Here is a 24343-nt window from a genome sequence, read left to right as displayed (position 1 = left end):
CGAGGTACACACATGAAATACCTGCATCTCATCTGGGCCGCGCTGTTCCGCCGCAAGACGCGCACGATCCTGACCCTGGTCTCGATCGTCGCGGCGTTCCTGCTGTTCGGCCTGCTCGACGCCGTGCGCATCTCCTTCGACGACGTCGGCAAGTCGGCCAACGGCGCCAAGCGCCTGCAGACCGGCTCGCGCCTGTCGTTCATCCAGACCCTGCCGCTGTCGCTCGAATCGCGCATCGCCGCGGTCGACGGCGTGGAGACGGTCACCTACGCCAACTGGTTCGGCGGCGCCTACCAGGATCCGCACAACCAGATCTTCTCCTTCGCGGTGGCGCCCAACTACATCGACATGTACCCGGAGATCTCGATCTCGCCGGAGGAGCGCAAGGCGTTCGACACGACGCCCAACGGCGCCGTGGTCGGCGCGGTGCTGGCGCAGAAGTACGGCTGGAAGGTCGGCGACAAGATTCCGCTGCAGTCGACCATCTTCCCGGACAAGTCCGGCAGCAAGAACTGGAACTTCGATCTGGTCGGCCTCATCCACTCCAAGGACGAGAAGAACTCCTGGTACGACCAGATGTTCCTCCTGCACTGGAAGAACTTCGACGAGACCACGCCGTACAACCGCGGCACCGTCGGCTGGTACGTCACGCGCGTCACCGATCCGGCCAGTGCCGACCGCGTGGCCAAGGCGATCGACGGCCTGTCGGCCAACTCCGATCACGAGACCAAGACGCAGACCGAACAGGCGGCGATGGCCTCGTGGATGAAGAACGTGGCCGACATCGGCCTGATCGTGACCTCGATCATGGGCGCGGTGTTCTTCACCCTGCTGCTGCTGACCGGCAACACGATGATGCAGGCGGTGCGCGAGCGCACCTCGGAGCTTGCGGTACTGAAGACGATCGGCTTCTCCAACACCAGCGTGCTCGGCCTGGTGCTGGCCGAATCGATCCTGCTGCTGCTGATCGGCGGCCTGATCGGCATCGGCCTGGTCAGCCTGCTCGCCCCGGCGATCACCGCCAACAGCAACGGCATGCTGAACCTGCCGCCGGTGGGCCTGAGCAGCTGGCTGCTCGGCCTGGCGCTGATGCTCGCCATCGGCCTCGTCATCGGCGCGCTGCCGGCGCTGCGCGCGATGCGCCTGAACATCGTCGACGCGCTGGCCGGACGTTGAGGAGAAACTCACCATGAAATTCCTGATCGGTCTCCTCACCTTCCTCGCCGCCGTCGTCGGCGTCGCACTGTTCCTGATGCTGCCATGGGTCGGGCTGGTCCTGGTGCTCGCCGCGCTGCTCGCGTGGATGCTGCTGACGCGGCGCGGCCGCCAGGCCGCCTCGGTCACCGGCATCGGCGTCAGCACCCTGCCGCAGCGGCTCGGCTCCTCGGCGGTGATCGTGATCGGCATCGCCGGCGTGGTCGCCGTGCTGGTGGCGATGCTGGCGATGGCCGAGGGCTACAGCGAGACGCTGCGCCGCAGCGGCAGCGACGACACCGCGATCGTCATGCGCGGCGCCTCGGCGGCCGAGGTCGCCTCCGTGCTGTCGAAGGACAACGCGCTGGTGATCGAACAGGCGCCCGGCATCGCCAAGGACGAGCAGGGCAAGCCGATCACTTCCTCCGAACTGGTGGTCGCGGCGAACCTGCCGATCAAGGGCGGCAACGTCGAGGAGGATTTCGGCAGCGTGCAGCTGCGCGGTGTCGGCGAGGGCGCGTGGAAGCTGCGCCCGAACGCGCAGATCGTTGCCGGCCGCAAGTTCCAGCCGGGCCTGCGCGAACTCGTCGCCGGCAAGGGTGCGCAGCGCCAGTTCGAGGGGCTCGACGTCGATCGCGAGATCCGGCTCGGCAGCCAGACCTGGAAGATCGTCGGCATCTTCGAGTCGAAGGACGCGATGGAGTCGGAGCTGTGGGGCGATGCCGACGTGATCGGCCCGGCCTACCGCAGCGGCAGCAGCATCAGCTCGGTGTTCGTGCGCCTGACCGGCGCCGACGCGTTCGAACCGTTCAAGGCCTCGCTGGCCTCCGATCCGCGCCTGCAGGTGGACACCAGCACGACGATCGAATACTTCAGCAAGCAGTCCGAGCAGATCGCCAAGGTGATCACCTTCATCGGCATCGTGGTCGGCGCGATCATGGGCATCGGCGCGGTGTTCGGCGCGCTGAACACGATGTTCGCCGCCGTCGCTACGCGCGCGCGGGAGATCGCCACCCTGCGCGCGATCGGCTTCCGCGGCGTGCCGGTGGTGGTGGCGATCATGCTCGAGACGATGCTGCTCGCCCTGATCGGCGGCGCGATCGGCGGCGCGATCGCCTGGCTGGTCTTCAACGGCTACACGGCGTCGACAATGTCCGGCGTCGGCCAGCTCACGTTCGACTTCAAGGTTTCGCCGTCGCTGCTGTGGACCGGCCTGAAATGGGCGCTGGCGATCGGCTTCATCGGCGGCCTGTATCCCGCGCTGCGCGCTGCGCGCCTGCCGGTGACGACGGCGTTGCGCGAGCTGTAGCCGCTATCGGCCCCGGGACGACCTTGTCCCGGGGCCGGTTTCGTTCGCGGGTGCGTCCGCCTCGAGGGAAAAAGATCTCTCGCAGGGACGCGGAGACGCGGAGGTAAAGATTCCTCTTCTGGGCGCCCTCTGCGGCTCTGCGAGAAGCCCGCTTCCCGCGCCCTCGGTCCGCTACGCCTTTCGCTCGCGCGCCAGCGCGATCAGCGCGACACCGCCGAGGATCACCGCCATCGCCACCACGTCGAGCGTGTGTACCGCCTCGCCACCGAGCAGCGCGCCGAACAGCACCGCCACCGGCGGATTCACGTAGGCGTAGCTCGTCGCCAGCGCCGGACGCACGGTGTTGAGCAGGTACAGGTAGGCGGAGAACGCGACGATCGAGCCGAACACGCCGAGATAGACCAGGGCCAGCGTCGAACTCGTCGTCGGCGCCGCCGGCAGGCGTTCGCCGGCGAGCAGCGCGCCGATGAAAAGGATCGCGCCGCCGGTCAGCATCTGCGCGGCGGTGTTCATCGCGGCCGGCGGCATGTCGCGGCGGCGGCTCCAGACCGAGCCGAACGCCCAGGCCGCCGCCGCGACGACCAGCGCGACCGCGCCGAGCGGCGCGCCGGCCAGGCCGCCGCCGAAGTTCAGCAGGATCACGCCGGCGAAGCCGACGCCGAGGCCGAGCCATTCCAGGCGCTGCGGCCAGTAGCCGTACATGCCGCCGAACAGCGCGGCGAACAGCGGCATCGCGGCGACCGCGACGGCGGCCAGTCCCGAGTTGACGCTCTGTTCGGCGTAGCACACCAGGCCGTTGCCGAAGCCGAGCAGCAGGGTGCCGGTGACCGCCGCATTGAGCCATTGCGCACGCGTCGGTGCGGCCATGCCGCGCCAGCGCAGGAAGGCGTACAGCGCGACGCCGGCGCAGAGGAAGCGCACGCCGGCCATCAGGAACGGCGGATAGCTGGCCAGCGCGACGCGGATCGCCAGGTAGGTCGATCCCCAGATCAGGTAAAGCGCGAGCAGCGACAGCGGCACCAGCACGCGCGGCGCCAGCAGCGCGGACGGCGGCGCCGTCTCGGCGGGTACGCAAGACGAGGAGTCGTTCATCGGAAATCGGCGCGGCGGCGCCGGAAGCGGGTCATGGGGCAGGGAGGGACGCGAGCGTCAGGATAGGCAGGCCGGTGGCTCCTCGCGAGTTCCATTGCGTGCGCTCAGGATGGAGCCATTGCCGATTCGATCGCGAGCAGGCGCCGCTTGCGCGGCACGCCCCAGCGCCATCCGCCGGCCTGGCCGTCGGCGCGCACGACGCGGTGGCAGGGCACCACGAAGGCGAGCCGGTTGGTCGCGCAGGCGCGCGCGACGGCGCGCACCGCGCGCGGCGCATCGATGGCCTGGGCGACCTGCGCGTAGCTGCGCGTCTGGCCGCGCGGAATCCGCGTCAGCGCCTGCCACACGCGCCACTGGAATGCGGTGGCGCGCAGGTCGAACGGCGGCAGCGGCGTGTCGCCCGGCGTCTTGCCGGCGAGATCGGCGAGCACGCGCTCGACGATCGCCCGCAGCCACTCGTCGCGGCCGGCGTCCACGCGCTCGAGCTTCGCGCGCGGGAACTCGGCGCGCAGGTCGGCGAGCAGGCGGCGGTCGCTGGCGCCGACCGCCACAGCGCAGATGCCGCGCGAGGTCGCCGCCACGAGCAGCCGTCCGAGCGCGGTGTCGAGCGTCGTGTAGCGCAGCTCGACGTCGGCGCCGCCGCTGCGGTAGGCGCCGGGCGTCATGCCGAGCAGCGCGTCGGCGTTCTCGTAGATCCGGCTGCCGGAGCCGAAGCCGGCGTCGTAGACCGCGTCGGTCACGGCGCTGCCGCGGCGCAGTGCGGACTTGAACGCGTCCAGCTTCAGCCTGCGTGCGTATTCGGCCGGCGACAGGCCGAAGCGCGCGCGAAAGCGCCGCTGCAGGTGGGTCGGGCTTAAGCCCACCGAGCGCGCGAGGCTGCTCAGGTCCGTTCCTTCGCCGCGCGCGTCCTCGATCAGGCGGCGTGCGTGCTCGAGCGGATCGGTAAGGGCCGGGCGGGCGTTCATGCGGCGCAATCTACGCCGCAGACCATGCCGCGGCCATCCGGATCTTGCGCCGCCGCTAGTGTCCGGGGCCGCGCGCGGGGGCGGATTCGACCACCGTGTATTCGCCTTCGATGACGCCGCTGCGCGTGCGCTGCGGCTGCGGCGAGGGCTGCGCGGGCGCGGCCGGACGCAGCGTTCCGCGCAGCGCGTTGATCAGCACGAACACGCCGCCGCCGATCGCCAGCGCCGCGACGGCGAACAGGCCGAGGGTGACCAGAACCAGCACCGCGATCACGCCGAGCACGGCCATGGCGATCCGCGCGAGCGGATGGCGCGGGCGAAACGTGCGGAACGAACCGAGATACATGCCAGGAACTCCGTATGCGAACATGGCGCCCCCGCCCTCCCTGCCGGCGGCACGAAAACCCAGTATGGGTGCGGATCGCGAGCCGACAAGTGCTGAAAGTATGAACCCGCCGGCGCCGCTGTGCCGGCTCGAGGACATTCCCGACGGCGATGCCGTCGCCGCGCGCGTGGACGCGCCGGACGGCGGCTACGAGCTGATCCTGCTGCGCCAGGGCGGGCGCGCCTTCGCCTATCACAACGAATGCCCGCACCAGGGGCGCAACCTCGACTACGCGCCGGGCCGCTTCCTGGTGCGCGACGGCCGCCTGATCTGCGCCGCGCACGGCGCGACGTTCGCCGTCGACAGCGGCGACTGCATCGCCGGACCGTGCCGCGGCAGCCGCCTGGTGGCGGCGCCGGTCGAGGTCGTCGACGGCGCGATCGTGCTGCGCTGAACCGCCGTCACTCGATCTGCACGCGCACGTCCTGGCGCGCCGCCTGGCCGGTCTGGCAGGCGAACGGCGAGGTCATGCCGAGGATCGAGCGCGTCGGGATGTTCGAACCGGTCACGCGCGTCGGCTCGCTGAGCACGTCGAGGCGGTAGTCCGGCGCGGCGTCGGCGTGGATCGTGAACGCGGCCTGGGCGTCGGCCATCACGAAGCGCGCCTGGCGCGTGTCGAGGTCGACGAGCCGGACCACGGCGTCGCGCAGCGGACGGCCCTGGAAGTCGTAGACCGTACCGCTCACCTGGCAGTTCGCGGCGAACGCGGGCGTGCTGCACAGGACCAGGGCGAGAAGCGGAAAGGAAGCGAAGCGGGTCATGGGAAGATCTCCGTCAGGCGTCCCTGCGGGCCATTCCACGCACAGCGTACTCCGTTGCCCGGCGCCGCGACACGGCCCCGTTCGGGCGGCCTCAGAGGCCTCCGAAGACCAGGTTCACCGACAGCAGCAGCACCACCAGCATCAGCACGGTCAGCGGGATGCCCACGCGCAGGAAGTCTCGGCGGCGATAGCCGCCGGGGCCGGCGACGATCATGATCACCGGGTTCGCGCTCGGCATGATGAAGGTGTTGGAGGTCGAGATCGCCACGATCAGCGCGTACACCGACGGATTGCCGCCCGAGGCCAGCGCGATGTTGATCGCCATCGGCACCGTGATGACCGCCGCGCCGACGTTGGAGACCACCTGCGAGAACAGCAGGGCGAGGATCGCGACCACCGCCTGTAGGCCCCACTGCGGCAGCGTGCCGAGGTAGACCAGCACTTCCTGCGCGAGCCAGGCCGCCGCGCCGGTCGAGTCCATCGCCCAGCCGAGCGGGATCAGGCAGGCCAGGGTGAAGATCGTCTTCCAGTTGATCGCGCCGTAGGCCTCGTCCATGTTCAGCACGCCCGACAGCAGCATGCCGACCGCGCCGACCAGCATGGCGATCGACAGCTTCAGGTCGGTGAACAGGCCCAGCCCCATCGCCAGCGCGAAGAACGCCGTCGCGTGCCAGATCTTGCTCGGGCGCTGTTCTTCCTTCGGGTAGTCGGTGACGACGACGAAGTCGTGCGATTCGGCGGTCTGCGCCAGGTCGCGCCAGAAGCCGTGCAGCACGAGGGTGTCGCCGGCGCGCAGCGCGACCTTGCGCACGTCCTCGCGGAACACCTGCTCGCCGCGGTTGACCGCGAGTACGGAGATGCCGTGCGTCTTGCGCAGGCGCAGTTCGCCGACCGCCTTCTTGATCCAGCGCGAACTCGGCGGAATCACCGCCTCGGCGATGCCGGCGCGGCTCGGATTGAACAGGTCGGCAAAGTTGCGCAGGCGCGTCTGCACCTGGCAGAGCTGGTTGTTGGCGAACTCGGCCACCGCCTCGCGCTTGCCGAGCACGCCGAGCACGCTGCCGACCCAGATCATCTGGTCGCCGGGCGGCGCCAGGCGCGCCTCGTTGCCGGTCTTCAGGGCGAGGATCAGCGGCGCGCCGCGCAGCTGCTCGACCTCGCCCACGCTCATGCCGACCAGCGGACTGTCGGTGGTCACGACCAGCTCGACCACGTCGCCGTCGATGCCGTAGGTCTCGGCGAAGTAGGTCTCCGTCCGCCCTGGCGTCACCTTCTGGCGTTCTTCATCGCTGGGCAGCAGCCTGCGCGTGAACAGCGCGAAGTAGGCCAGGCCCGCCAGCAGCAGCGGAATGCCGATCGGTGCGATCGCGAACAGGCTGAAGGTCTGGATGGTCTGCGCGCCGGGCGGCAGGTTGCGGTTCGCGCTGGCGATCAGGTCGTTGAGCAGGATCAGCGGCGAATTCGAGATCATCGTGATGTTCGTGCCGCACAGGATCATGCACGCCATCGGCAGCAGCAGCCGCTTCAGCGGCAGGCCGGTGCGCGCGCTGACGCGGCTGACCACGGGCAGGAACAGCGCCGACAGGGCCTGGCTCTGGATCACGGCGGAGAGGCTGCCGACCATCGCGTTGATCAGCAGCGAGACGCGCGATTCGATGCCGCCGGCCAGGCGCAGGATGAACGAGGCGGCCTTGCTCAGCACGCCGGTGCGGTCCAGGCCCGCGCCCATGATCATGACCGCGATCAGCGAGATCACCGCGTTGCCGGCGAAGCCGTCGAACAGCTGTTCGACCGGCAGCAGCCGCGTGATGCCGATGACGACGATGACCAGCAGGGCGACGAGGTCGGCGCGGATCCATTCGAGCACCAGCATCAGCACCGTGAACGCGAGCAGCGCGAACACGAGCGACATGTTGGTGGTCAGGGTCAGGCCGGCGTCCATTCGGGGCTTGGTTATTCTGGTGGGGCCCGACCGTGATCAGGACCGTTCAGGTACGTTCATACACGAAATCCCACACGCCGTGCCCGAGGCGCAGGCCGCGACGTTCGAAATGCGTCTCGATGCGCCACGGCGGGCGTGTGGTCGATGCCTGGTGACGTGCATCGGCGCGCCATGCCGGCGCCGCGGCGAGCGCCTCCCGCATCTGCTCGGCATAGTCGGCCCAGTCGGTCGCCAGATGCAAGCGGCCGCCGTGCTCGACCTTGACGGCGAGCAGCTCGAGAAACTCCGCCTGCACCAGCCGGCGCTTCTGGTGGCGTTTCTTGTGCCACGGGTCCGGAAAATAGATGCGCACCTCGCTCAGCGCACCGGGACCGATCTCCTCGCGCAGCACCTCGACCGCGTCGTGGTTGTAGAGGCGCACGTTCTCCACATTCGCCGCGGCAAGACCGTTCATCAGGCGGCCGACGCCGGGACGATGCACCTCGACGCCGATGAAGTCGCGCGCCGGTTCGTGCTGCGCCGAGTGCAGCAACTGCTCGCCGTTGCCGAAGCCGATCTCCAGCACCAGCGGCGCGCGGCGCGCGAAGACGGCCGCGAAGTCGCGCGGTACGCCGGCCGTGCCGGGTTCCAGGCCGTAGCGCGACCAGTGACGGTCGAACGCGCGCTGCTGCGCCGGCGTGAAGCGGCCCTGGCGCAGCACGAAGCTGCGGATGCGGCGTTCCGTGCCGGAGAATGCGGCCGGCGCGTCGGTATCGTCGTTCATGCCGGAAGCGGTCATGCCGGGAGGGGACACGCCGCTTATCCGACGAGCCCGTCGACCGGGCTCGACGCGCTGGCGTAGCGCTTGCGCGGAATGCGTCCGGCGAGGAAGGCGTGGCGGCCGGCCTCGACGGCGAGCTTCATCGCCAGCGCCATGCGCACCGGATCCCTGGCGCCGGCGATCGCGGTGTTCATCAGCACGCCGTCGCAGCCCAGCTCCATCGCGATCGACGCATCCGACGCCGTGCCGACGCCGGCGTCGACCAGCACCGGCACCTTCGCGTTCTCGACGATCTCCAGCAGGTTGTAGCGGTTCTGGATGCCCAGGCCGGAGCCGATCGGCGCGGCCAGCGGCATCACCGCGACGCAGCCGATCTCCTCCAGCCGCCTGGCCAGGATCGGATCGTCCGAGGTGTAGACCATGACGTCGAAACCGTCGGCGACCAGGGTCTGCGCGGCGGCCAGCGTCTGCACCACGTCGGGGAACAGCGTGCGCTGGTCGCCGAGCACCTCGAGCTTGACCAGCTTGTGTCCGTCGAGCAGCTCGCGCGCGAGGCGGCAGGTGCGCACCGCCTCGTCGGCCGTGTAGCAGCCGGCCGTGTTCGGCAGGATCGTGTAGCGCGACGGCGGCAGCACGTCGAGCAGGTTCGGCTCGCCCGGGTTCTGGCCGAGGTTCGTGCGGCGGATCGCCACCGTGACGATCTCGGCGCCGGCCGCAGCGGTGGCGCGCGCCGTCTCGTCGGCATCCTTGAACTTGCCGGTGCCGGTGAGCAGGCGCGAGCGATAGGTCTTGCCGGCGATGACCAGGGGATCGGCGGCGGCGTCAACGGTGTCGGCGAGAGCGTTCATCGAAAGGTGGCGTGGTTCGTCGATGGGGCGCGACGCGGGGAACGCATCGTCGCGGCAGGGGTTGGGCAGGCGAGACACGTCGCATTCCGCGCGTCGGCGCAGTGGCGCGAGAACATCAGCCGCCTCCGATCGCGTGCACGATCTCGACGCGATCGCCCGGATGCAGAAGCCATTCGGCGTGACGGCTGCGCGGCACGATCTCGCGGTTGATCTCGACCGCGACGCGCTTTTCCGCGTACCCGGCCGCATGCAGGAGTTGCGTGACCGAAGTGGCGGGCGCGACGTCGCGCTCTTCGCCGTTCAATGCGATCTTCATCGCGTCATTGTATCGGAGTGCGCACGCGGCTCGAACCTTTCCGCTCCGGAAAAAAAAGACGCCGCGCGGAGCGCGGCGTCGGATTTGCCGATCCGGGAAGGAATCAGCGGCGGTCCCGGTCGTTGTCGTCGCCGCCGCGGCCGCGGTTCTGTGGCGGCTGCGCGCGCTGCTGCTGTTGCGGCGCCGGTGCACTGCGCGGCTGGGGTGCGCTGCGCTGCTGCGGAGCCGGTGCGCTGCGTGGCTGATACTGCGGCTGGGGCGCGCTGCGTTGCTGCGGAGCCGGCGCACTGCGCGGCTGGTACTGCGGCTGTGGTGCGCTGCGTTGCGGCGTCGGTGCGTTGCGCGGCTGATACTGCGGTGTGCTGCGCGGCTGCGGCGCCGGATTGCTGCGCGGTTGGTACTGCGGCGGCGGCGCGCTGCGCTGCGGAGCCGGCGTGTTGCGCGGCTGGTACTGCGGCGTGCTACGGGGTTGCGGCGCCGGCGTGCTGCGCGGGGCCGGCGTGGAGCCGCGGTCGAACGACGGCGTCGAGCGCGGCGCGGACGGCTGCTGCTGCGGGCGCGGCGTGGCGCGCGTGTCCGACGGCTGCGTGCGCGGCGCGTAGCGGTTGGACGGCAGCGCGCTGCCCTGGTTGCCGCGCACGGCCGGCTCGGTCGTCGAGCGCGGGCTGGCCGGGGTCGCGGCGCGGTTGGGCGCGTCGACCGTGCCGCGCGACGGCGGCATCGCGTTGCCGCGCGTCACCGGCGCGCGGTTGTCGCCCGGTGTTCCGCTGCGCGGCGCGAAGCGGGACGAGGGCAGGGCGCCGGCGCGATCGGACGGCGCATTGGGCTGGGCGCGATTGCCCGGCTGGGCGCGCTGCGCGTCGGCCGGAGCCGGGATCGTGGCACGGTTCGGCGCCGTCGCGCCGCCGCGTGCACCCGGCAGGTTCGGCGTGGCGCGATCATTGCCGCCCGCTGCCGGGCGCGTCGGCGTCGCAGCGCCGCGCGCCGGCAGCGGCTGCGGCGTGCCGCGCACGTTCTGACCGACCACCTGCACGCGCGAGTTCGGCGCGCTGCGGTTGGCACCCGCCTGGGCCGCCGGACGCTGCGGCGCGAGTTCGCGCAGCTGGTTGCGGGCGAGCGGCTGCGCGCCGTTGCGCTGGATCGCCTGGATCCGCGAGGCGATCGGTGCAGCCTGCGCCGGCGGCGCGGTGCGGGCGATCACGCGACGGTCGAGCGCGGCGGCCGGCGCCGCGCGGCCGCGGCCGGCGGTCGCGGCGAAGCTGGCGCGTTCCGGAGTGATGCCGATGCGGCTGACCACCTGGGCATTGCGCAGGTTCGTCTCGTTGACCTGCACGCGCGCGCCGGACACCGGACGGGCGCCGATGAAGGTGTCGCGCGAGACCGCAGTCACCGCGTTCACGTTCGTGCGGTACGCGTAGTCGCCGCGGATCGGGCGGCCGCGCGAATAGTCGTTGTAGACGTTGGTGATGTAGGTGTTGTTGATGATCGTCGTGTTGCGGACGTTGACGTTGGTGAAGTAGTTGCGCGAGGCGCGGTACCACGGCACGTAGACGTCACGCGGGCCGAGCGGGAACCAGCCGACCGGGCCGCTGTTGACGCCGATCGAGACGCCCCAGCCGCCGCCGCCGACGAAGCCGACCAGCGCCGGCGCGTAGACCGGCCGCAGGCGGCGAGCGCCCGGGCACCAGCCCCAGCGGTTGCCGATGTAGGCCCAGCGGCCGTAGTGGAACGGCGCGAAGCCCCAGGGCGAACTGTCGACCCAGCTCCAACCCCACGGATCGATCCACGACCAGTGTCCGCTGCGGTACGGCGTCCAGTCGGCCTCGACCCTGGTCGGATACCAGACCGAGCCGTAGTCGCGTTCGTCGCTCCAGCTGCCGTAGTCGTCGAGGTCGGCGTAGCCGATCACATCCTCGGAGACGTACTGGCGCGACGTGGCGCGTTCGTAGCGTTCGTTGCGCGAGGAGCACCATTGGTCGAAGTCGTCGCGTCGCGGCAGGTCGAAGGTCTCGTAGTCGCGCAGCGCGGAATCGTGGAACTTGTACGAATTGCCCGCGCGCACGCTGTAGCTCGCATTGTCCTCGCCGTAGACGTCGCCGGCGCCCTCGAACACGGTCACCATCGTCGAGTCGCCCTGCGGCGCGATGTCGATGCGGTAGTCGCCCGGGCGGTTCACGACGAACGCCAGGGTCGGCGTGTCGATCTCGTAGGACTGGCCGTCGAACACGCGGCGCACGTGCAGGTTCAGCGTGCCCTCGGTGAGTTCGATCTGCGCGATGTTGTCGTCGAGGTTGAGCAGGTTGAGCGTGCTGCCCTCGTCCACCCGCAGGGTGGCCGCGCCGATTTCCAGCTCGGCGCGCGAGTCGCGATCGGCGTAGACCTTGTCGCCGGTGACGATCGGGCGGTTCAGCGACATCTCGGCCCACTGGTCGTCGCCGGCCGGCTGGAAGCTGACGTTGCCGCGCAGGAAGCTCACGCGCGCGACGCGATCGGGCGGATCGACCTCGGCCAGCGCGGCACCGGCGAACAGGCCGAACGCCATCGTCAGCACGGCGAAGCAGGCCTTGGGAATGGAATGACGCATGGTGGACATGAACGCTCTCCTGGTGCCTACGCCAGACGCGGTCGCGGTGGGATTCGCCTTCCCCATACGTATCGGCCGCCCGCGCTGACAGGCTGGGGACAATATCAGCGGAAACCGGCTGAATGCCGACTTGCCGTTCTCATCTCTTTGCACGTCCTTGCAATGCCGCTTAGCGCGGGTTCAGAGGCTCCCCCACGTCCGCTTGTGGCGACCGGCGGCTGCGGCTACGCTTCCGCCGCCTGCGGGTGTCGTCTAATGGTAAGACAGCAGCTTCCCAAGCTGCGAACGTGGGTTCGATTCCCATCACCCGCTCCAGCCGCCGTCCCCGTCGCGGCCGGAGGCGGCGCAGCAGGGCGCTGCGCCTGCGCCGGATCGAATCAGCGCCTTGCCGGTGTGGCCGCTTTCGGTTCCGCCGCCGGCTTCGGGTGGCAGGCCGCATACTCTTTCTTGCTCAGGCGCTTGTCGCCGTTGCTGTCGCAATGGGCGATCCGGGCGGCCAGCGAAGGGCTGTACACGACCACTTCCGGCAGCGTCACGATGCCGTCCTTGTCGGCGTCGAGCGCATCGTAGGCTGGCAGGTCGGTCGCGCCGGCCGCGGAAGCCGGCGCCGGTGGAGGCGGTGCGGCGAAGGCACCGCAAGAGCCCAGCGCGAAGGCGACGGACACGGCGGCTGCGACGAGGAAGGTCGAACGGGTGCGGTGGAGAGTGCAGCTCACGGCTATTCTCCGTGGGAGACGAATCCATGCGTCGATGGGAAAAGCCCGGGTGGCCGCTGCCGTCGAATGGGGAGCGGGCCCGGGCGTGGATCAGAGGAACGTGCCGTAGACGACCTGTCCGATCTCGCCGTCGCTGGTGCTGACGAGCAGGGCGTCCGGTCCGTAGCGGACCCATTCGTAGCCGACCGGCGGCACGTCCAGGCCGAACAGCCAGAAGTCCGAAATCCAGTAGTCCTGCACCCAGAACGGTGCCGGCAGGATCTCGCCGTAGGCCCAGCGGCGGTACGCGTACCCCGGCGGCGCGTGGTAGGGCCCGATGCGGAAGGTCTGCCGGGCCTGGAAGTTGTGACCGAAGTAGGCGCGATCGAGGGCGGGTGGACGCTGGTCGGCGCCGCGCGGGCGTTCGAAGCGCGTATAGCCGCGCGGTTCGCGCTGCGCTTCCATTCGCGGCATGCCCTGGCGTGGCCCTTCCGCGGCCGAAGCCAGGGTCGGTGCGACGACGATGGTGGCTGGCAGGCACAGCAGGGCGGTGGCGAGCAGACGAGGGAATCGTCCATTCGAGGCGTTCATGGCGTTCCCTCCTTAAGGAGCACCGGATTCGGCCGGATTGCCGGCGGACTGGACAGGCGACGAGTCCGTGGCTGGGTAGATCGTGGCGAGCCAGCCGAGTTCTGCACTGCACAATCGCCCGGAACCGGCGATTCACCGGGCAGACAGCTGATCGGCCATTTCGGGTGGGGCTCCGCGCTCGACTGCACTCGCCGGGCTTTGCTATGGTCGCCGCCCTGCCGGCGACGGTGCGGTCGGACATCGGGATCTCCACCGCGCATCGGATGCATGGTGGCCTGCTTCGAGTGCTCCTTCGATTCTCGTCCTGCCGATGCAAGCATTCGAATCTCCCGATCCGTCCGCGACGTCGCCGCCGCTCAGCCTCGGCTGGCGCGAATGGCTGTCTCTGCCGGCGCTCGGCATCCCGTCGATCAAGGCCAAGCTCGACACCGGCGCACGCTCGTCGGCGCTGCACGTGGAAGCGCTGCACACCTTCCGCCGGGACGGCGTGCTGCTCGTGCGCTTCGACGTGCGTCCGCGCCGCCGCGGCAAGCGGCTGTTTTCCTGCGAGGCGGCGGTCGTCGACCGCCGTACGGTCACCGACTCCGGCGGGCACCGGGCCGAGCGCTGGTTCATCCAGACCGAGGTCGAACTTGCCGGCACGCGCTTCGTGACGGAAATAAATCTGACAGACCGCCGCGCGATGCTGTTTCCGCTGTTGCTCGGCCGCAGTGCGCTCTGCGGCCGCTTCGGCGTCGATGCGGCGCTTTCCTATTCCTGTCCCCGGCCGTCGCGGATCGGGCGCATTCCTACCTGAAGAGCACGAAATGAAGATCGCCATCCTGTCGCGCAACGCGCGCCTGTATTCGACGGTGCGTCTGGTCGAGGCTGCCCGCGCGCGTGGCCACAGCGCGCGCGTGCTCGATCCGCTGCGCTGCTACATGCGCATTTCCGCCGGCAAGTTCGAGATGCACTACAAGGGGCGCGTGCTGCGTGGCGTGGACGCGGTCATTCCGCGCATCGGCGCCTCGATCACGTTCTACGGTACGGCCGTCGTGCGCCAGTTCGAGATGATGGGCGTGCACACGCCCAACAGCTCGGATGCGATCCTGCGCGCACGCGACAAGCTGCGTACGCTGCAGCTGCTGGCCCGCGAAGGCATCGACCTGCCGACGACGGTGTTCGGCGACAACCCCGACGACACCGTCGACCTGCTCGCGATGCTCGGCGACCCGCCGCACGTGATCAAGCTCAACGAGGGCGCGCAGGGGCAGGGTGTGCTGCTGGCCGAAAAGCGCTCCGCGGCGCAGGGCATGATCGAGGCGTTCCGCAGCCTGTACGCGAACTTCCTCGTGCAGGAGTTCATCCGCGAGGCGAAGGGCGCCGACCTGCGCTGCTTCGTGGTCGGCGGCAAGGTCGTCGCGGCGATGCAGAGGCAGGCGCCCGACGGCGAGTTCCGCGCGAACCTGCATCGCGGCGCGAAGGCCAGCCCGGTCGAGCTGAACCCGATCGAGGAGCAGACCGCGATACGGGCGGCACGACTTCTGGGACTGGGAGTGGCCGGCGTCGACCTGCTCAGATCCTCGCGTGGCCCATTGGTCGTCGAGGTCAATTCCTCGCCCGGCCTGGAGGGCATCGAGGGTGCCTCCGGAATCGACGTTGCGGCGAAGATCGTACGCAGCCTCGAGCGGGCCGTACAGCAGCGCAAGCCGCCGCCGAAGGGCCGGAAGTAACGCCGGAAAAGCCCGCGAAAGAAAAGTCTACGAAATTTGTCGTTGACAGCTTCGGGGCGGCGGGCCTAGCATGTATACGAGACTGGTCGTACGATGGGATTCCATGAGGATCTGCCTGCTCGGTCTGCTCCTGCTGACGGTGACTGCCCGGTTCGCCGGCGCCACCGCGCCGGAGACCGTCGTCAACGCCGACACGCCGCAGAAGCTCGCGCAGACGAAGGCCTCGGTCGACGGGCAAATGGCGCCCGGAGGGCGCTACGAGTTCATTTCGCCGGAGCGGCGGGGGCAGGTCGAAAGCCTGTTCCGTGACATGCAGGGCATGCTCGAGAAGAGCGGTTCGGCGGCGGCCATGCCGGAGCGCGATCGCCTGCAGCTGTTCAACCTGCAGGAAAAGCTCAACGGCATCCTGACCGGCAGCGACAGCCAGCGCCTGGTCTGCGAGAAGCGGGCACCGATCGGCTCGCTGGTTCCGGTCAAGACCTGCCGGACCTACGGCGAGATCGAGAGCCAGCGGCGCGACAAGGACCGCTTCTTCGACGAGACCAGGAAGCGCAGCCAATCGGTTCATGGGGATTAGCAAGAGGGGGAGCCGGGCCATTCCGGCGCGTGCTCCGGTGACGTTCTTTCAAGCGTTCGAAGTGAGGATGGTATGTCGATGAAATCTCTGGGTCTGGTTCTGGCACTGGCGGCTTGTGGCGTCGCCGGAACCGCGGCTGCCAAGGGCCCGCAGTGGAAGTTCAAGGCCGATACGCCGGCGCAGTTCGACGAGCAGGCGACGAAGGTGCGCGAGGAAATGAAGCCGGACGGCCAGTACGGCGAAATCGGCGCGTCCGACCGCAACGCGGTGGAAGCCGACCTGGGCAAGATCGCCGAACTGCTCGGACGCAAGGGCTCGGCCAGCGCGCTCAGCGACGGCGAGCAGGTGGAACTGGCGAACGCGCAGGAGCGCGTCAATGCGGTCCTGACGCGCAACGACGGCGACCGGCTGGTGTGCACCTACGAGCGCCGTTCGGGCTCGAACTTCAAGTACAAGAGCTGCATGACCGCCAGCCAGCGCGACGCCGTGCGCCGCAAGAGCCAGGAAGGCTTCCAGAACGAGCTGCTGAAGGGCGGCGGCAGCCAGATGAAAGGCAACTAACCGTTTCGGAGGGCGTGGCGATGAAAGTCCTGAAATCCCTGGGGCTGTTGCTGGCACTGGCCGCTTGCGGAGTCGCGGGTACCGCCGCGGCCAAGGGCGCGCAGTGGGCGTTCAAGGCCGACACGCCCGCCCAGTTCGCCGAACAGGCGACGAAGGTGCGCGACGGCATGAGGCCGAACGGGCAGTACGGCAACATCGGCGTGTCCGACCGCAACGCGGTGGAAGCCGATCTGAACCGGATCGCCGAACTGCTGGCGCGCAAGGGCTCGGCCAGCGCGCTCAGCGACGGCGAGCAGGTCGATCTGGCCAACGCGCAGGAGCGCATCAACGCGGTCCTGACCCGCAACGACGGCGACCGGCTGGTGTGCACCTACGAGCGTCGCTCGGGCTCGAACTTCAAATACAAGAACTGTATGACCGCCAGCCAGCGCGAACGCACCCGCCAGCAGAGCATGGACGGAATGGACCGGCTGACGAGGCAGCAGCCGGTGCCGGATCTGCAGCGCAAATAGCGACCCTGAGTTACCATCCGCCGTCAATACCTCCGCCGCCGCCGCCACGGGAGCCCGTTCGATGAGTCTGTCTCGCAAGCCGAGTGAAATCCCCAAGCCGACCGAAGCCGAGTTGGCGATCCTGAACGTGCTGTGGGAGAACGGCGAGGGCACGGTGCGCGACGTGTACCAGGAGCTGTACCGCGACGACGGCGGCGGCTACACCACCGCCTTGAAGCTGTTGCAGATCATGCACGCCAAGGGCCTGGTCGAGCGCGACGACTCGCAGCGCGCGCACGTCTACCGCCCGGCCGTGAACAAGGAGCGCACGCAGAAGCGCTTCCTGACCGATATCGTGCAGCGCGTGTTCGACGGCTCGCCGTCGCAGCTCGTGCTGCAGGCGCTCGGCGGCAGGCCGAAGGCGACTCGCGAGGAACTCGACGAGATCCGCGCCTTGCTCGACCGGTTGGATGGAGGCAAATGATGACACCGTCGCTGATCGCGCAACTGCCGTGGGTGCAGGCGCTGGGATGGACCCTGCTGCATTTCATCTGGCAGGGCGCGCTGGTCGGAATCGTCTTCGCCGTGCTGCGGGCGCTGATCCCCGCCGGTCACTGCAACGCGCGCTACGCCAACGGACTGGCGGCCCTGGTCCTGATGCTGGTGTTCCCGCTGGTCACGCTGTTCACGATCCTGCGTGCCGACCTGCCGGTCGAGGCGATATCGCCGGCGGTGATGGCCGTGTCCACGGTGAGCGCGATCGCGCAATCGGCACCTGCGGAGGCGCTGTCGATGATGGACACGGCGCTGCAGTGGATCGTCTGCCTGTGGATCGCCGGCGTGCTGCTGATGGCGTACCGCTCCTGGCACCAGTGGCGCTCGCTGATGCAGATCGCGCGCAAGTGGGCGCAGCCCGACGCCGAACTGGAGGCCGCTCTGCTGGCCCTGGCCGGGCGCTTCGAATTCATGCGCCGCATCAAGGTGCTGGTGTCGGACCGCATCGACACGCCGATCCTGATCGGCTGGTTCAAGCCGGTCATCCTGCTGCCGACGGCCGTCGTGCTGGGTTTTCCACGCCAGCAAGTGGAACTGATTCTCGCTCACGAATTGGGTCACCTGCGCCGCTACGACCATCTGGTCAATCTCGCGCAGGCGCTGGTCGAGACGCTGCTCTTCTACCACCCCGTCGTGCACTGGATCTCGCGCGAGATCCGCAACGAGCGCGAGATCTGCTGCGACACGCTGGTTTTGCACAAGACCTCCGGCGATCCGCGCGAATACGCGCGCACCCTGGCCGCCCTCGAGGAACTGCGCCAGCCGGCGCCGCAGATGGCGCTGGCCGCGACCGGTGGTGTCCTGCTCGAGCGGGTGCGCCGGATCCTCGGCAGCCAGCGCAACGTGATGCGCCGGTCCGCCCGCTGGCCGTGGTTGCTGGCCGTTGCCGGCACCGCGATCTCGCTGCTCGTCGCCATGCGCGTGGAGCATCGCGAGCCGCTGCAGGTCAACGGGCCGGAGCTGCGCTGGGAACAGCCGTCGCTGGCGCATCTGGGTCCCGCCGGAAAGTTCGCCGCGGCGCCGATCCGGCTGGAAGTGATCGCCTCGGCACAGGCCGAGGAAGCCAAGCCCGCCGCCGTCGAGCCGCAGCAGCCCGAGCCGCGGGCCGTCGAAGCAGCGCCGCAGGCCATCGCCGCCACGGCGCCGCCGCCGGCCGCCGTACCGCAGCTTCGCGAGTCGACCCCGGTTCCGGCCGAGGTTTCGTCCGCACCGGACCCGTCCGAGGCCCAGGCCGTTCCGGCGGCGAACGACGTGGCCCTCGCGCAGGCGTCCGCTCCTTCGCAGCCCCCGGCCGCCGCGCCGCCGTCCGTGGCCGACGTGCCGGCGCAGACCGATTCGCCGGCTCCGGCGGCCGCAACCGCGCCGAGCGTTCCGGTGGCCACGCACACGGTCTCGCCGGAATATCCGTATTCGCTCTCCGCGCGCCATACCGAGCGCGTCAAACTCGAATTCGGCATCGCTTCCGACGGCAGCGTGCGCGACGTCCGCGTGGTGTCCGAGCAGCCGATCGAGTTCGCCCGCGCCGCCGAGCGCGCCCTCAAGCAGTGGAAGTTCGCCCGCGGATCGTTCGTCGCCACGGGAAAGAGGCGCTATGCGCAGACCTTCGTGTTCGCCTCTCCGCTCGGCGAGGAGGAGGTCGCGGATTCCGGCTGCGAGCGGCGCACCGGTACGCGCCTGTGCCGTCGCCCCGGCGAGAGCGCCGACGCGCTCGCGCCGCAGGAGGATACGAAGACGGCCGAGGCGTGCGTGAAGCAGGTGGGCTCGCGGGTCTGCCGCGCCTCCAACAAGCTCAACGTCGAGGTCATGCAGAGCCGGAACCAGCTCGCCGTGCAGCCGTACGTGAGTTCGTTCGGCGGTTAACGGAAGGCTCAGAGCCGTTTAACGACAGCTTAATTACCCGATCCCTATAGTCCCTTTCACTGTAGTTTGCTCGACACTCCTAAGTCAGGTCAGGTGACTGGCGAATTACGGTAATCGGGGCAGTAGCTTTTTGGCCCAAGCGAGGCGCGTTCCCCCAATGGCGCCTCCTTGGGCCATTTTCTTTTGTCCATTGATCCGTCCTGGATCGCTGGCCTCCAAGCGCAGGCTCGGAGCGGAAGTCGCCATCTTCCGGAATCCGGAAACGGCCTTCCACGGCCGCCCTTCCCATTGACCTACGCACTTCGTCGGCGACGCTGGCGGTTGATCCTCGGGGAATCGTCCGCATTCCGGCGGAACTTTCCCCGGTGCACCACGCTCCGCATTCGGATGGTTCCGCGTTAGAGTAAGCACACCATGCGTATTCTCGTTATCGAAGACAACAGCGACATCGCCGCGAACATCGGCGATTTCCTCGCCGACAAGGGCCACGTGGTCGACTTCGCCGGCGACGGCGTGACCGGCCTGCACCTGGCCGTGGTCAACGACTTCGACGTCATCGTGCTCGACCTCGGCTTGCCCGGCATGGACGGCCTGGAGGTCTGCCGCAAGCTTCGCCAGGAAGCCAAGCGGCAGACGCCGGTCATGATGCTCACCGCGCGCGACACGCTGGACAACAAGCTGACCGGTTTCGACTCCGGCGCCGACGACTACATGGTCAAGCCGTTCGCGCTGCAGGAGCTCGCCGCGCGCCTTGAGGTGCTCGGCCGCCGCGGCAAGGGCAACAAGAGCCGCCTGCTGCAACTGGCCGACCTCACCTACAACCTCGACACGTTGACGATCAACCGCGCCGGCAAGCCGATCCAGCTCAATCCCATCGGACTCAAGCTGCTGCAGTCGCTGATGGAGGCGGCGCCGTCGGTGGTGACGAGGCAGGAGCTGGAAACGCGCGTCTGGGGAGAGGAATTGCCCGACAGCGATTCCCTGCGCGTGCACATTCACGGCCTGCGGGCGGCGATCGACAAGCCGTTCGACAAGCCGCTGATCCAGACGCGCCACGGCATCGGCTACCGCATGGTCGATCCGGATGCGCTACCGGCGTAGGCTTCGCAGCCGCATCGTCATCTCGTTCGCGTTGTTCGGGCTCGGGCTGACCGCACTGTTCGCGGTCGCCACGATCTATCTGCGCGCGCGGCTGGAAGACCAGCTGATCAACAACACGCTGCAGCGCGAGCTGAAGAATTTCGTCGACTTCAAGCGCGACAATCCCGACCCGAACGCGCCGTGGACGATGAGCGTGTACGACGCGCAAATCGTGCGCGCCGGCCGCACCGCGACGGTGCCGCTGGCCTGGCAGAAGTTCGATTCGGGCGTCTACGACACCGAGGAGATCGGCCGCGAGGGCAAGAATCGCCCGTACCGCCTGGCCGTCTACAAGGACGCCGACTACTGGGCCTACCTGCGCTTCGACCTGAGCACGCAGAAGCTCAACGAACGCCAGCTGCTGACCGCGCTGTGCGTGGCCGTGCTGCTGTTCGCGATCTTCTCGCTGGTGATCGGCTTCTGGCTGTCGGCGCGCGTCATGAGCCCGGTCATCGACCTCGCGCGGCGCGTGCGCGCGATGAGCCGCAGCGGCAAGCCGGAACTGCTGAAGAAGCATTTCGCCGACGACGAAGTCGGCGAGCTCGCCTCGGTGCTCGACGACTACTCCACGCGGCTGACCGAGATCGTCCAGCGCGACCGCGAGTTCAACGCCGACGTCAGCCACGAGCTGCGCACGCCGCTGTCGGTCATCGCCAGCACGACGGAACTGCTGCAGGGATCGCCCGACCTCACCGACAAGCTGCGCGAGCGCCTCAAGCGCATCGAGCGGGCGGTGCGCCAGTCGACCGAGCTGATCGACGCGCTGCTGCTGCTGTCGCGGCGCGAGCGCCAGGCGCCGACCGACGGCGAGAGCACCGACGTCGCGCGGGTCGTCGAACAGGTCGTGGACGCACAGCGCCCGCATCTGGCGAACAAGCCGGTCGACGTGCGCATCGAGATCGAACAGCCGCTGGCCACGGCGGCGCCCTCGTCGGTGGTCGCGGTCGCGCTCAGCAACCTGATCGGCAACGCGTTCAAGTACACCCCGTCCGGCGAGGTCATCGTCACCGTCGGACACGGCCGCGTGACCGTCGAGGACAGCGGCCCCGGCATCAATGCCGAAGACGCCGAGAAGCTGTTCGAGCGCGGCGTGCGCGGCACCACGGTCGGCAAGGGCGGCGGTCTGGGGCTGGCGATCGTGCGCCGCCTGTGCGACCTGTACGGCTGGACGGTGTCGCTGGCGCCGCGGCCGCAGGGCGGCGCCACCGCGACGCTGGAATTTGGCGCGCAGGTCTATCCGAGCTAGTTGCCTCGCCGGGTCGCGACGCGACCCGGCGATTCGTACCCGGATTCAGCCGGAAACCGGCTCCAGCCAGCCCCAGCGGTCCTGGGTCGAGCCGTCGAACAGGCCGAAGAACAGCTTCTGCATGCGCGCCGTGACCGGGCCGGGCTTGCCCGTGCCGACCGGCTTGCCGTCGACCGAACGGATCGGCGTGATCTCGGCGGCGGTGCCGCACATGAAGAGCTCGTCGCACAGATACAGGTATTCGCGCGGCAGGTCGCGCTCGACGACCTCGATGCCGTTCTCGCGCGCGAGGGTGATCAGCGTGTTGCGCGTGATGCCGTTGAGCAGCGCGGCGCTGACCGGTGTCGTGTGCAGCGCGCCGTCGAAGACCAGGAACAGGTTCTCGCCGGCGCCCTCGCTGAGCAGGCCGGTGGAGGCGAGCGCGATGCCCTCGCCGAAGCCGAGCCGGCGCGCCTCGCGCGCAACGAGCTGGCCGGAAAGATAGTTGCCGCCGGCCTTGGCGCCGGCCGGGATCGTGTTCGGCGCGAAGCGCTGCCAGCTCGACACGCAGGCGTCGATGCCCTGCTCGAGCACGCCGGCGCCCAGGTACGGACCCATGAACCAGGCCGCCACGGCGACGTCGGTCGGCGTCTCGGCGGAGAGTCCGAAGCCGCCCAGGCCGCGATAGGCGACCGGGCGCAGATACGCCTTGGTCAGGCCGTTCGCGCGGATGACTTCGCGGCACGCGGCGTTGATCTCCTCGAGCGAGTACGGAATGGCGATGTCGTAGATCTTCGCCGACAGGAACAGGCGCTTGATGTGGTCGGTCAGGCGGAAGATCGCAGGACCGTCCGGCGTCTCGTAGCTGCGGATGCCTTCGAACACCGACGAGCCGTAGTGCAGCGCGTGCGCCATGACGTGCACGGTCGCCTCGGCCCAGGGCTTGATGCGGCCGTTCTGCCAGATGTGATCGGGATACTGCTGCGCCATGTGCGGATCCGCCGGGCGTGGGGAAACGCGCATGATACCAGCGCAGGTTCGGCCACCTACCAGGTCAGCCAGTGGCAGCCGGACTCGAGCCGCAGGCCGAAACGAAGCTCGCGAACGCCGCCCTGCTCGTTGCTGCCGGTGCGCACGCGCAGGGAGCCGTCCGACGTCTGCGCCTCGCCGCCGTCCGCGTCGATCGCCAGCAGCGGGCGCTGCACGAGCTGCCGCAGCTGGGCCAGGCGCGATCCGGCCTCGGCCCCGCCGACGCCCCGCCAGCGCACCAGGCCGGCGAGTGCGTTGGCGTCCTTGCGCGCGATCGCCGCGCCGATGCGCTCGCGCAGTTCCGATGGCGAGGCCGGGCAGGCCGCGCTCACGGAGGGCTCACCTGCAACGGCCGCCGTCGCCGCCGCGGCCGCTTCCGCCGCGCACGGCAGGCCGGAGAAGACGATCTCGCCGTGCGCGCCGACGCAGCGATGCACGCGCTGGCCGGATTCCTGCGCGGGCAGGCAGCGGAACACGGCCAGAGCCGCGACGAGCATCCAGCCGGCGAGAAGGGTTGCGCGCGTCATGCGCGCAGGCTAGCAGCTCGCGGCGAGCGGCGGTCCCGCGCCGGTCACGGATCGAAGCCGTCGGCGCAGATCGAATCCATGCAGGTCACCACGACGTCGGCGTGATCCTCGATGCTCATCGTGCCGGCGGCGGGTTGCCGAGTGGCGCAGCGGCGCGCAGGACAGCTTCGCCGGCGACGCATCGCCGTGGGCGCGGTCTAGGCGCCGATGCGCTCGACCACCGCCAGCGTGGCCTTGGCGCGATTGAGCGTGTAGAAGTGCAGGCCCGGCGCGCCGCCTTCGAGCAGGCGGCGGCACAGCTGCGCGACCACGTCGGCGGAGAACTCGCGGATCGATTCGGCGTCGTCGCCGTAGGCGTGCAGGCGCTTGGCCAGCCAGCGCGGGATTTCCGCGCCGCACATCTCCGAGAAGCGGCGCAGTTGGGTGAAGTTCGCGATCGGCATGATGCCCGGCACGATCGGCACGTCCACGCCGAGCCGGCGCGCGGCGTCGACGAAGCGGAAATAGCCGTCGGGATTGTAGAAGTACTGCGTGATCGCGCCGTTCGCGCCGGCCTGGACCTTGGTCTTGAAGTGGCGCAGGTCCGCCAGCGCGTCGTCGGCCTGCGGATGCACTTCCGGATAGCAGGCGACCTCGATGTGGAACCAGCCGTCACGCTCGCGGCGGATGAACTCGACCAGCTCGCTGGCGTAGCGGAAGTCGCCGTAGCTGGCCATGCCCGAGGGCAGGTCGCCGCGCAGCGCGACGAGGCGCTTGCAGCCCATCGTGCGGTACTGGTCGAGCAGGCGGCGGATCTCATCGCGCGTGCCGCCCATGCAGGAAAGATGCGGCGCGGCGTCGAGGCCGTGCTCCTCGCGCAGATGGCGCACGGTCTCCGGCGTGTAGGACAGGGTGGAGCCGCCGGCACCGAAGGTGCAGCTGACGTAGTCGGGATCGAGCGCCTTCAGCTTCGGCAGCGCGGCTTCGAGGGTGGCCTTCTGTTCGTCGGTTTTCGGCGGGAAGAATTCGAAGGAGATCGGAACAGCGGTCATCGTCGAGCCCGGCACGGAATGGGCGAACTATATCTCTTTGTCCGGATACAGAGATAGATGCCCCGCATGCCGCCGCGTGCGGAGCGCGCGGTGGCGGGGGCCGGTCGAGCCGCGCGGGAGACATCGCCTTCCGGCCGCCTTGCTGGCGATTTGTTATTGAGATTCATTCTCATTTGTGAGAAGGTTTCGGCGT

At 69.3% G+C, this 24343-nt stretch carries 27 protein-coding genes and 1 tRNA gene; 13 read left to right on the top strand and 15 right to left on the bottom strand.

Annotation, left to right across the window (positions count from 1 at the left end):
• Positions 1 to 12: 12 nt before the first annotated feature.
• Both ACFO6Q_RS10955 and ACFO6Q_RS10950 read left to right on the top strand, forming a co-directional pair.
• On the top strand, positions 13 to 1176 hold the full coding sequence (locus tag ACFO6Q_RS10955; protein WP_380020923.1) for an ABC transporter permease: 1164 nt from the start codon (positions 13 to 15) through the stop codon (positions 1174 to 1176).
• 13 nt (positions 1177 to 1189) lie between these two features.
• A complete protein-coding gene (locus ACFO6Q_RS10950; RefSeq protein ID WP_380020922.1) occupies positions 1190 to 2503 on the top strand; it encodes an ABC transporter permease in 1314 nt (437 codons plus the stop codon).
• A 171-nt stretch (positions 2504 to 2674) separates the two neighbouring features.
• On the opposite strand, the gene yedA is transcribed toward ACFO6Q_RS10950, so the two are convergent.
• The 3 genes from yedA to ACFO6Q_RS10935 all read right to left on the bottom strand — a co-directional run bounded on the left by yedA (position 2675) and on the right by ACFO6Q_RS10935 (position 4906).
• Complete coding sequence (yedA, locus tag ACFO6Q_RS10945) at positions 2675 to 3595, bottom strand: drug/metabolite exporter YedA (protein ID WP_380020920.1); 921 nt, start codon at positions 3593 to 3595, stop codon at positions 2675 to 2677.
• 104 nt (positions 3596 to 3699) lie between these two features.
• Positions 3700 to 4560 (bottom strand): methylated-DNA--[protein]-cysteine S-methyltransferase, encoded by an 861-nt coding sequence (locus ACFO6Q_RS10940; RefSeq protein ID WP_380020918.1) that lies wholly within the window; start codon positions 4558 to 4560, stop codon positions 3700 to 3702.
• A gap of 55 nt (positions 4561 to 4615) precedes the next feature.
• Positions 4616 to 4906: a hypothetical protein gene (locus ACFO6Q_RS10935; protein ID WP_380020915.1), complete on the bottom strand. Its 291-nt coding sequence runs from the start codon at positions 4904 to 4906 to the stop codon at positions 4616 to 4618.
• A 100-nt stretch (positions 4907 to 5006) separates the two neighbouring features.
• Here ACFO6Q_RS10935 and ACFO6Q_RS10930 point away from each other — a divergent pair, with 100 nt between their 5' ends.
• Positions 5007 to 5339 (top strand): Rieske (2Fe-2S) protein, encoded by a 333-nt coding sequence (locus ACFO6Q_RS10930; RefSeq protein WP_380020912.1) that lies wholly within the window; start codon positions 5007 to 5009, stop codon positions 5337 to 5339.
• A gap of 7 nt (positions 5340 to 5346) precedes the next feature.
• Here ACFO6Q_RS10930 and ACFO6Q_RS10925 read toward each other — a convergent pair whose 3' ends face one another.
• From ACFO6Q_RS10925 to ACFO6Q_RS10900, 6 genes are all read right to left on the bottom strand, one after another.
• Complete coding sequence (locus ACFO6Q_RS10925) at positions 5347 to 5706, bottom strand: carboxypeptidase-like regulatory domain-containing protein (RefSeq protein ID WP_380020909.1); 360 nt, start codon at positions 5704 to 5706, stop codon at positions 5347 to 5349.
• A gap of 91 nt (positions 5707 to 5797) precedes the next feature.
• Positions 5798 to 7648, bottom strand: coding sequence for an SLC13 family permease (locus ACFO6Q_RS10920; RefSeq protein WP_380020907.1), 1851 nt, complete (start codon positions 7646 to 7648; stop codon positions 5798 to 5800).
• 46 nt (positions 7649 to 7694) lie between these two features.
• Positions 7695 to 8411: a tRNA (guanosine(46)-N7)-methyltransferase TrmB gene (gene trmB, locus ACFO6Q_RS10915; protein ID WP_380021406.1), complete on the bottom strand. Its 717-nt coding sequence runs from the start codon at positions 8409 to 8411 to the stop codon at positions 7695 to 7697.
• A 35-nt stretch (positions 8412 to 8446) separates the two neighbouring features.
• Positions 8447 to 9256, bottom strand: a complete 810-nt coding sequence (locus ACFO6Q_RS10910) for a thiazole synthase (protein ID WP_380020904.1) — start codon at positions 9254 to 9256, stop codon at positions 8447 to 8449.
• Between the two features lie 115 nt (positions 9257 to 9371).
• Complete coding sequence (gene thiS / locus ACFO6Q_RS10905) at positions 9372 to 9572, bottom strand: sulfur carrier protein ThiS (protein WP_380020901.1); 201 nt, start codon at positions 9570 to 9572, stop codon at positions 9372 to 9374.
• Positions 9573 to 9675: 103 nt separating this feature from the next.
• Positions 9676 to 12165 carry a DUF6600 domain-containing protein gene (locus ACFO6Q_RS10900; protein ID WP_380020898.1) on the bottom strand — a complete coding sequence of 830 codons (2490 nt, stop codon included), beginning with the start codon at positions 12163 to 12165 and terminating at the stop codon, positions 9676 to 9678.
• 232 nt (positions 12166 to 12397) lie between these two features.
• On the opposite strand from ACFO6Q_RS10900, the gene ACFO6Q_RS10895 reads away from it, so the two are divergent.
• A tRNA-Gly gene (locus ACFO6Q_RS10895) sits at positions 12398 to 12471 on the top strand.
• 62 nt (positions 12472 to 12533) lie between these two features.
• Here ACFO6Q_RS10895 and ACFO6Q_RS10890 read toward each other — a convergent pair.
• Positions 12534 to 12872 (bottom strand): EF-hand domain-containing protein, encoded by a 339-nt coding sequence (locus tag ACFO6Q_RS10890; protein ID WP_380020895.1) that lies wholly within the window; start codon positions 12870 to 12872, stop codon positions 12534 to 12536.
• A 90-nt stretch (positions 12873 to 12962) separates the two neighbouring features.
• Complete coding sequence (locus tag ACFO6Q_RS10885) at positions 12963 to 13442, bottom strand: RcnB family protein (RefSeq protein ID WP_380020892.1); 480 nt, start codon at positions 13440 to 13442, stop codon at positions 12963 to 12965.
• 310 nt (positions 13443 to 13752) lie between these two features.
• Here ACFO6Q_RS10885 and ACFO6Q_RS10880 point away from each other — a divergent pair, with 310 nt between their 5' ends.
• The 9 genes from ACFO6Q_RS10880 to ACFO6Q_RS10840 all read left to right on the top strand — a co-directional run bounded on the left by ACFO6Q_RS10880 (position 13753) and on the right by ACFO6Q_RS10840 (position 21584).
• Positions 13753 to 14238 carry an ATP-dependent zinc protease family protein gene (locus tag ACFO6Q_RS10880; RefSeq protein ID WP_380020891.1) on the top strand — a complete coding sequence of 162 codons (486 nt, stop codon included), beginning with the start codon at positions 13753 to 13755 and terminating at the stop codon, positions 14236 to 14238.
• A 10-nt stretch (positions 14239 to 14248) separates the two neighbouring features.
• Entirely contained in the window at positions 14249 to 15154 is a 906-nt protein-coding gene (rimK, locus tag ACFO6Q_RS10875; RefSeq protein WP_380020889.1) for a 30S ribosomal protein S6--L-glutamate ligase, read from the top strand.
• Between the two features lie 103 nt (positions 15155 to 15257).
• Complete coding sequence (locus tag ACFO6Q_RS10870) at positions 15258 to 15731, top strand: hypothetical protein (protein WP_380020887.1); 474 nt, start codon at positions 15258 to 15260, stop codon at positions 15729 to 15731.
• Positions 15732 to 15809: 78 nt separating this feature from the next.
• The gene (locus ACFO6Q_RS10865) at positions 15810 to 16292 is read left to right on the top strand and encodes a hypothetical protein (protein ID WP_380020884.1); all 483 of its coding nucleotides are present in this window, start codon (positions 15810 to 15812) and stop codon (positions 16290 to 16292) included.
• A 20-nt stretch (positions 16293 to 16312) separates the two neighbouring features.
• Complete coding sequence (locus ACFO6Q_RS10860) at positions 16313 to 16804, top strand: hypothetical protein (protein ID WP_380020883.1); 492 nt, start codon at positions 16313 to 16315, stop codon at positions 16802 to 16804.
• Between the two features lie 61 nt (positions 16805 to 16865).
• Complete coding sequence (locus ACFO6Q_RS10855; protein WP_380020881.1) at positions 16866 to 17267, top strand: BlaI/MecI/CopY family transcriptional regulator; 402 nt, start codon at positions 16866 to 16868, stop codon at positions 17265 to 17267.
• Complete coding sequence (locus ACFO6Q_RS10850; RefSeq protein ID WP_380020879.1) at positions 17264 to 19198, top strand: M56 family metallopeptidase; 1935 nt, start codon at positions 17264 to 17266, stop codon at positions 19196 to 19198. The genes ACFO6Q_RS10855 and ACFO6Q_RS10850 overlap by 4 nt, the downstream gene beginning before the upstream one ends.
• 414 nt (positions 19199 to 19612) lie before the next feature.
• Positions 19613 to 20299, top strand: a complete 687-nt coding sequence (locus ACFO6Q_RS10845) for a response regulator transcription factor (RefSeq protein WP_380020878.1) — start codon at positions 19613 to 19615, stop codon at positions 20297 to 20299.
• The gene (locus ACFO6Q_RS10840) at positions 20283 to 21584 is read left to right on the top strand and encodes a sensor histidine kinase (RefSeq protein WP_380020876.1); all 1302 of its coding nucleotides are present in this window, start codon (positions 20283 to 20285) and stop codon (positions 21582 to 21584) included. Before ACFO6Q_RS10845 ends, ACFO6Q_RS10840 begins: the two co-directional genes overlap by 17 nt.
• A 45-nt stretch (positions 21585 to 21629) precedes the next feature.
• On the opposite strand, the gene ACFO6Q_RS10835 is transcribed toward ACFO6Q_RS10840, so the two are convergent.
• The 4 genes from ACFO6Q_RS10835 to metF are packed head-to-tail and all read right to left on the bottom strand — an operon-like array spanning position 21630 to position 24150.
• A complete protein-coding gene (locus ACFO6Q_RS10835) occupies positions 21630 to 22553 on the bottom strand; it encodes a branched-chain amino acid transaminase (protein ID WP_380020874.1) in 924 nt (307 codons plus the stop codon).
• 56 nt (positions 22554 to 22609) lie between these two features.
• Positions 22610 to 23119 carry a hypothetical protein gene (locus tag ACFO6Q_RS10830; protein ID WP_380020872.1) on the bottom strand — a complete coding sequence of 170 codons (510 nt, stop codon included), beginning with the start codon at positions 23117 to 23119 and terminating at the stop codon, positions 22610 to 22612.
• A 44-nt stretch (positions 23120 to 23163) separates the two neighbouring features.
• Positions 23164 to 23301, bottom strand: coding sequence for a hypothetical protein (locus ACFO6Q_RS10825; RefSeq protein WP_380020870.1), 138 nt, complete (start codon positions 23299 to 23301; stop codon positions 23164 to 23166).
• Positions 23302 to 23316: 15 nt separating this feature from the next.
• A complete protein-coding gene (gene metF / locus ACFO6Q_RS10820) occupies positions 23317 to 24150 on the bottom strand; it encodes a methylenetetrahydrofolate reductase [NAD(P)H] (protein ID WP_380020868.1) in 834 nt (277 codons plus the stop codon).
• Between the last annotated feature and the right edge of the window lie 193 nt (positions 24151 to 24343).

Source organism: Dokdonella ginsengisoli, from assembly GCF_042652785.1.
Classification (GTDB): Bacteria; Pseudomonadota; Gammaproteobacteria; order Xanthomonadales; family Rhodanobacteraceae; genus Dokdonella_A; species Dokdonella_A ginsengisoli.
The sequence above is the reverse complement of the archived record's forward strand: the minus strand, read 5'-3'. Positions and strand labels throughout refer to the sequence as shown.

Coding starts and splice junctions, on each gene's coding strand:
- ACFO6Q_RS10955 (WP_380020923.1), top strand. CDS start 13: ATGAAATACCTGCATCTCATCTGGGCCGCGCTGTTCCGCCGCAAGACG.
- ACFO6Q_RS10950 (WP_380020922.1), top strand. CDS start 1,190: ATGAAATTCCTGATCGGTCTCCTCACCTTCCTCGCCGCCGTCGTCGGC.
- yedA (WP_380020920.1), bottom strand. CDS start 3,595: ATGAACGACTCCTCGTCTTGCGTACCCGCCGAGACGGCGCCGCCGTCC.
- ACFO6Q_RS10940 (WP_380020918.1), bottom strand. CDS start 4,560: ATGAACGCCCGCCCGGCCCTTACCGATCCGCTCGAGCACGCACGCCGC.
- ACFO6Q_RS10935 (WP_380020915.1), bottom strand. CDS start 4,906: ATGTATCTCGGTTCGTTCCGCACGTTTCGCCCGCGCCATCCGCTCGCG.
- ACFO6Q_RS10930 (WP_380020912.1), top strand. CDS start 5,007: ATGAACCCGCCGGCGCCGCTGTGCCGGCTCGAGGACATTCCCGACGGC.
- ACFO6Q_RS10925 (WP_380020909.1), bottom strand. CDS start 5,706: ATGACCCGCTTCGCTTCCTTTCCGCTTCTCGCCCTGGTCCTGTGCAGC.
- ACFO6Q_RS10920 (WP_380020907.1), bottom strand. CDS start 7,648: ATGGACGCCGGCCTGACCCTGACCACCAACATGTCGCTCGTGTTCGCG.
- trmB (WP_380021406.1), bottom strand. CDS start 8,411: ATGAACGACGATACCGACGCGCCGGCCGCATTCTCCGGCACGGAACGC.
- ACFO6Q_RS10910 (WP_380020904.1), bottom strand. CDS start 9,256: ATGAACGCTCTCGCCGACACCGTTGACGCCGCCGCCGATCCCCTGGTC.
- thiS (WP_380020901.1), bottom strand. CDS start 9,572: ATGAAGATCGCATTGAACGGCGAAGAGCGCGACGTCGCGCCCGCCACT.
- ACFO6Q_RS10900 (WP_380020898.1), bottom strand. CDS start 12,165: ATGTCCACCATGCGTCATTCCATTCCCAAGGCCTGCTTCGCCGTGCTG.
- ACFO6Q_RS10885 (WP_380020892.1), bottom strand. CDS start 13,442: ATGAACGCCTCGAATGGACGATTCCCTCGTCTGCTCGCCACCGCCCTG.
- ACFO6Q_RS10880 (WP_380020891.1), top strand. CDS start 13,753: ATGCAAGCATTCGAATCTCCCGATCCGTCCGCGACGTCGCCGCCGCTC.
- rimK (WP_380020889.1), top strand. CDS start 14,249: ATGAAGATCGCCATCCTGTCGCGCAACGCGCGCCTGTATTCGACGGTG.
- ACFO6Q_RS10870 (WP_380020887.1), top strand. CDS start 15,258: ATGAGGATCTGCCTGCTCGGTCTGCTCCTGCTGACGGTGACTGCCCGG.
- ACFO6Q_RS10865 (WP_380020884.1), top strand. CDS start 15,810: ATGAAATCTCTGGGTCTGGTTCTGGCACTGGCGGCTTGTGGCGTCGCC.
- ACFO6Q_RS10860 (WP_380020883.1), top strand. CDS start 16,313: ATGAAAGTCCTGAAATCCCTGGGGCTGTTGCTGGCACTGGCCGCTTGC.
- ACFO6Q_RS10855 (WP_380020881.1), top strand. CDS start 16,866: ATGAGTCTGTCTCGCAAGCCGAGTGAAATCCCCAAGCCGACCGAAGCC.
- ACFO6Q_RS10850 (WP_380020879.1), top strand. CDS start 17,264: ATGATGACACCGTCGCTGATCGCGCAACTGCCGTGGGTGCAGGCGCTG.
- ACFO6Q_RS10845 (WP_380020878.1), top strand. CDS start 19,613: ATGCGTATTCTCGTTATCGAAGACAACAGCGACATCGCCGCGAACATC.
- ACFO6Q_RS10840 (WP_380020876.1), top strand. CDS start 20,283: ATGCGCTACCGGCGTAGGCTTCGCAGCCGCATCGTCATCTCGTTCGCG.
- ACFO6Q_RS10835 (WP_380020874.1), bottom strand. CDS start 22,553: ATGGCGCAGCAGTATCCCGATCACATCTGGCAGAACGGCCGCATCAAG.
- ACFO6Q_RS10830 (WP_380020872.1), bottom strand. CDS start 23,119: ATGACGCGCGCAACCCTTCTCGCCGGCTGGATGCTCGTCGCGGCTCTG.
- ACFO6Q_RS10825 (WP_380020870.1), bottom strand. CDS start 23,301: ATGCGTCGCCGGCGAAGCTGTCCTGCGCGCCGCTGCGCCACTCGGCAA.
- metF (WP_380020868.1), bottom strand. CDS start 24,150: ATGACCGCTGTTCCGATCTCCTTCGAATTCTTCCCGCCGAAAACCGAC.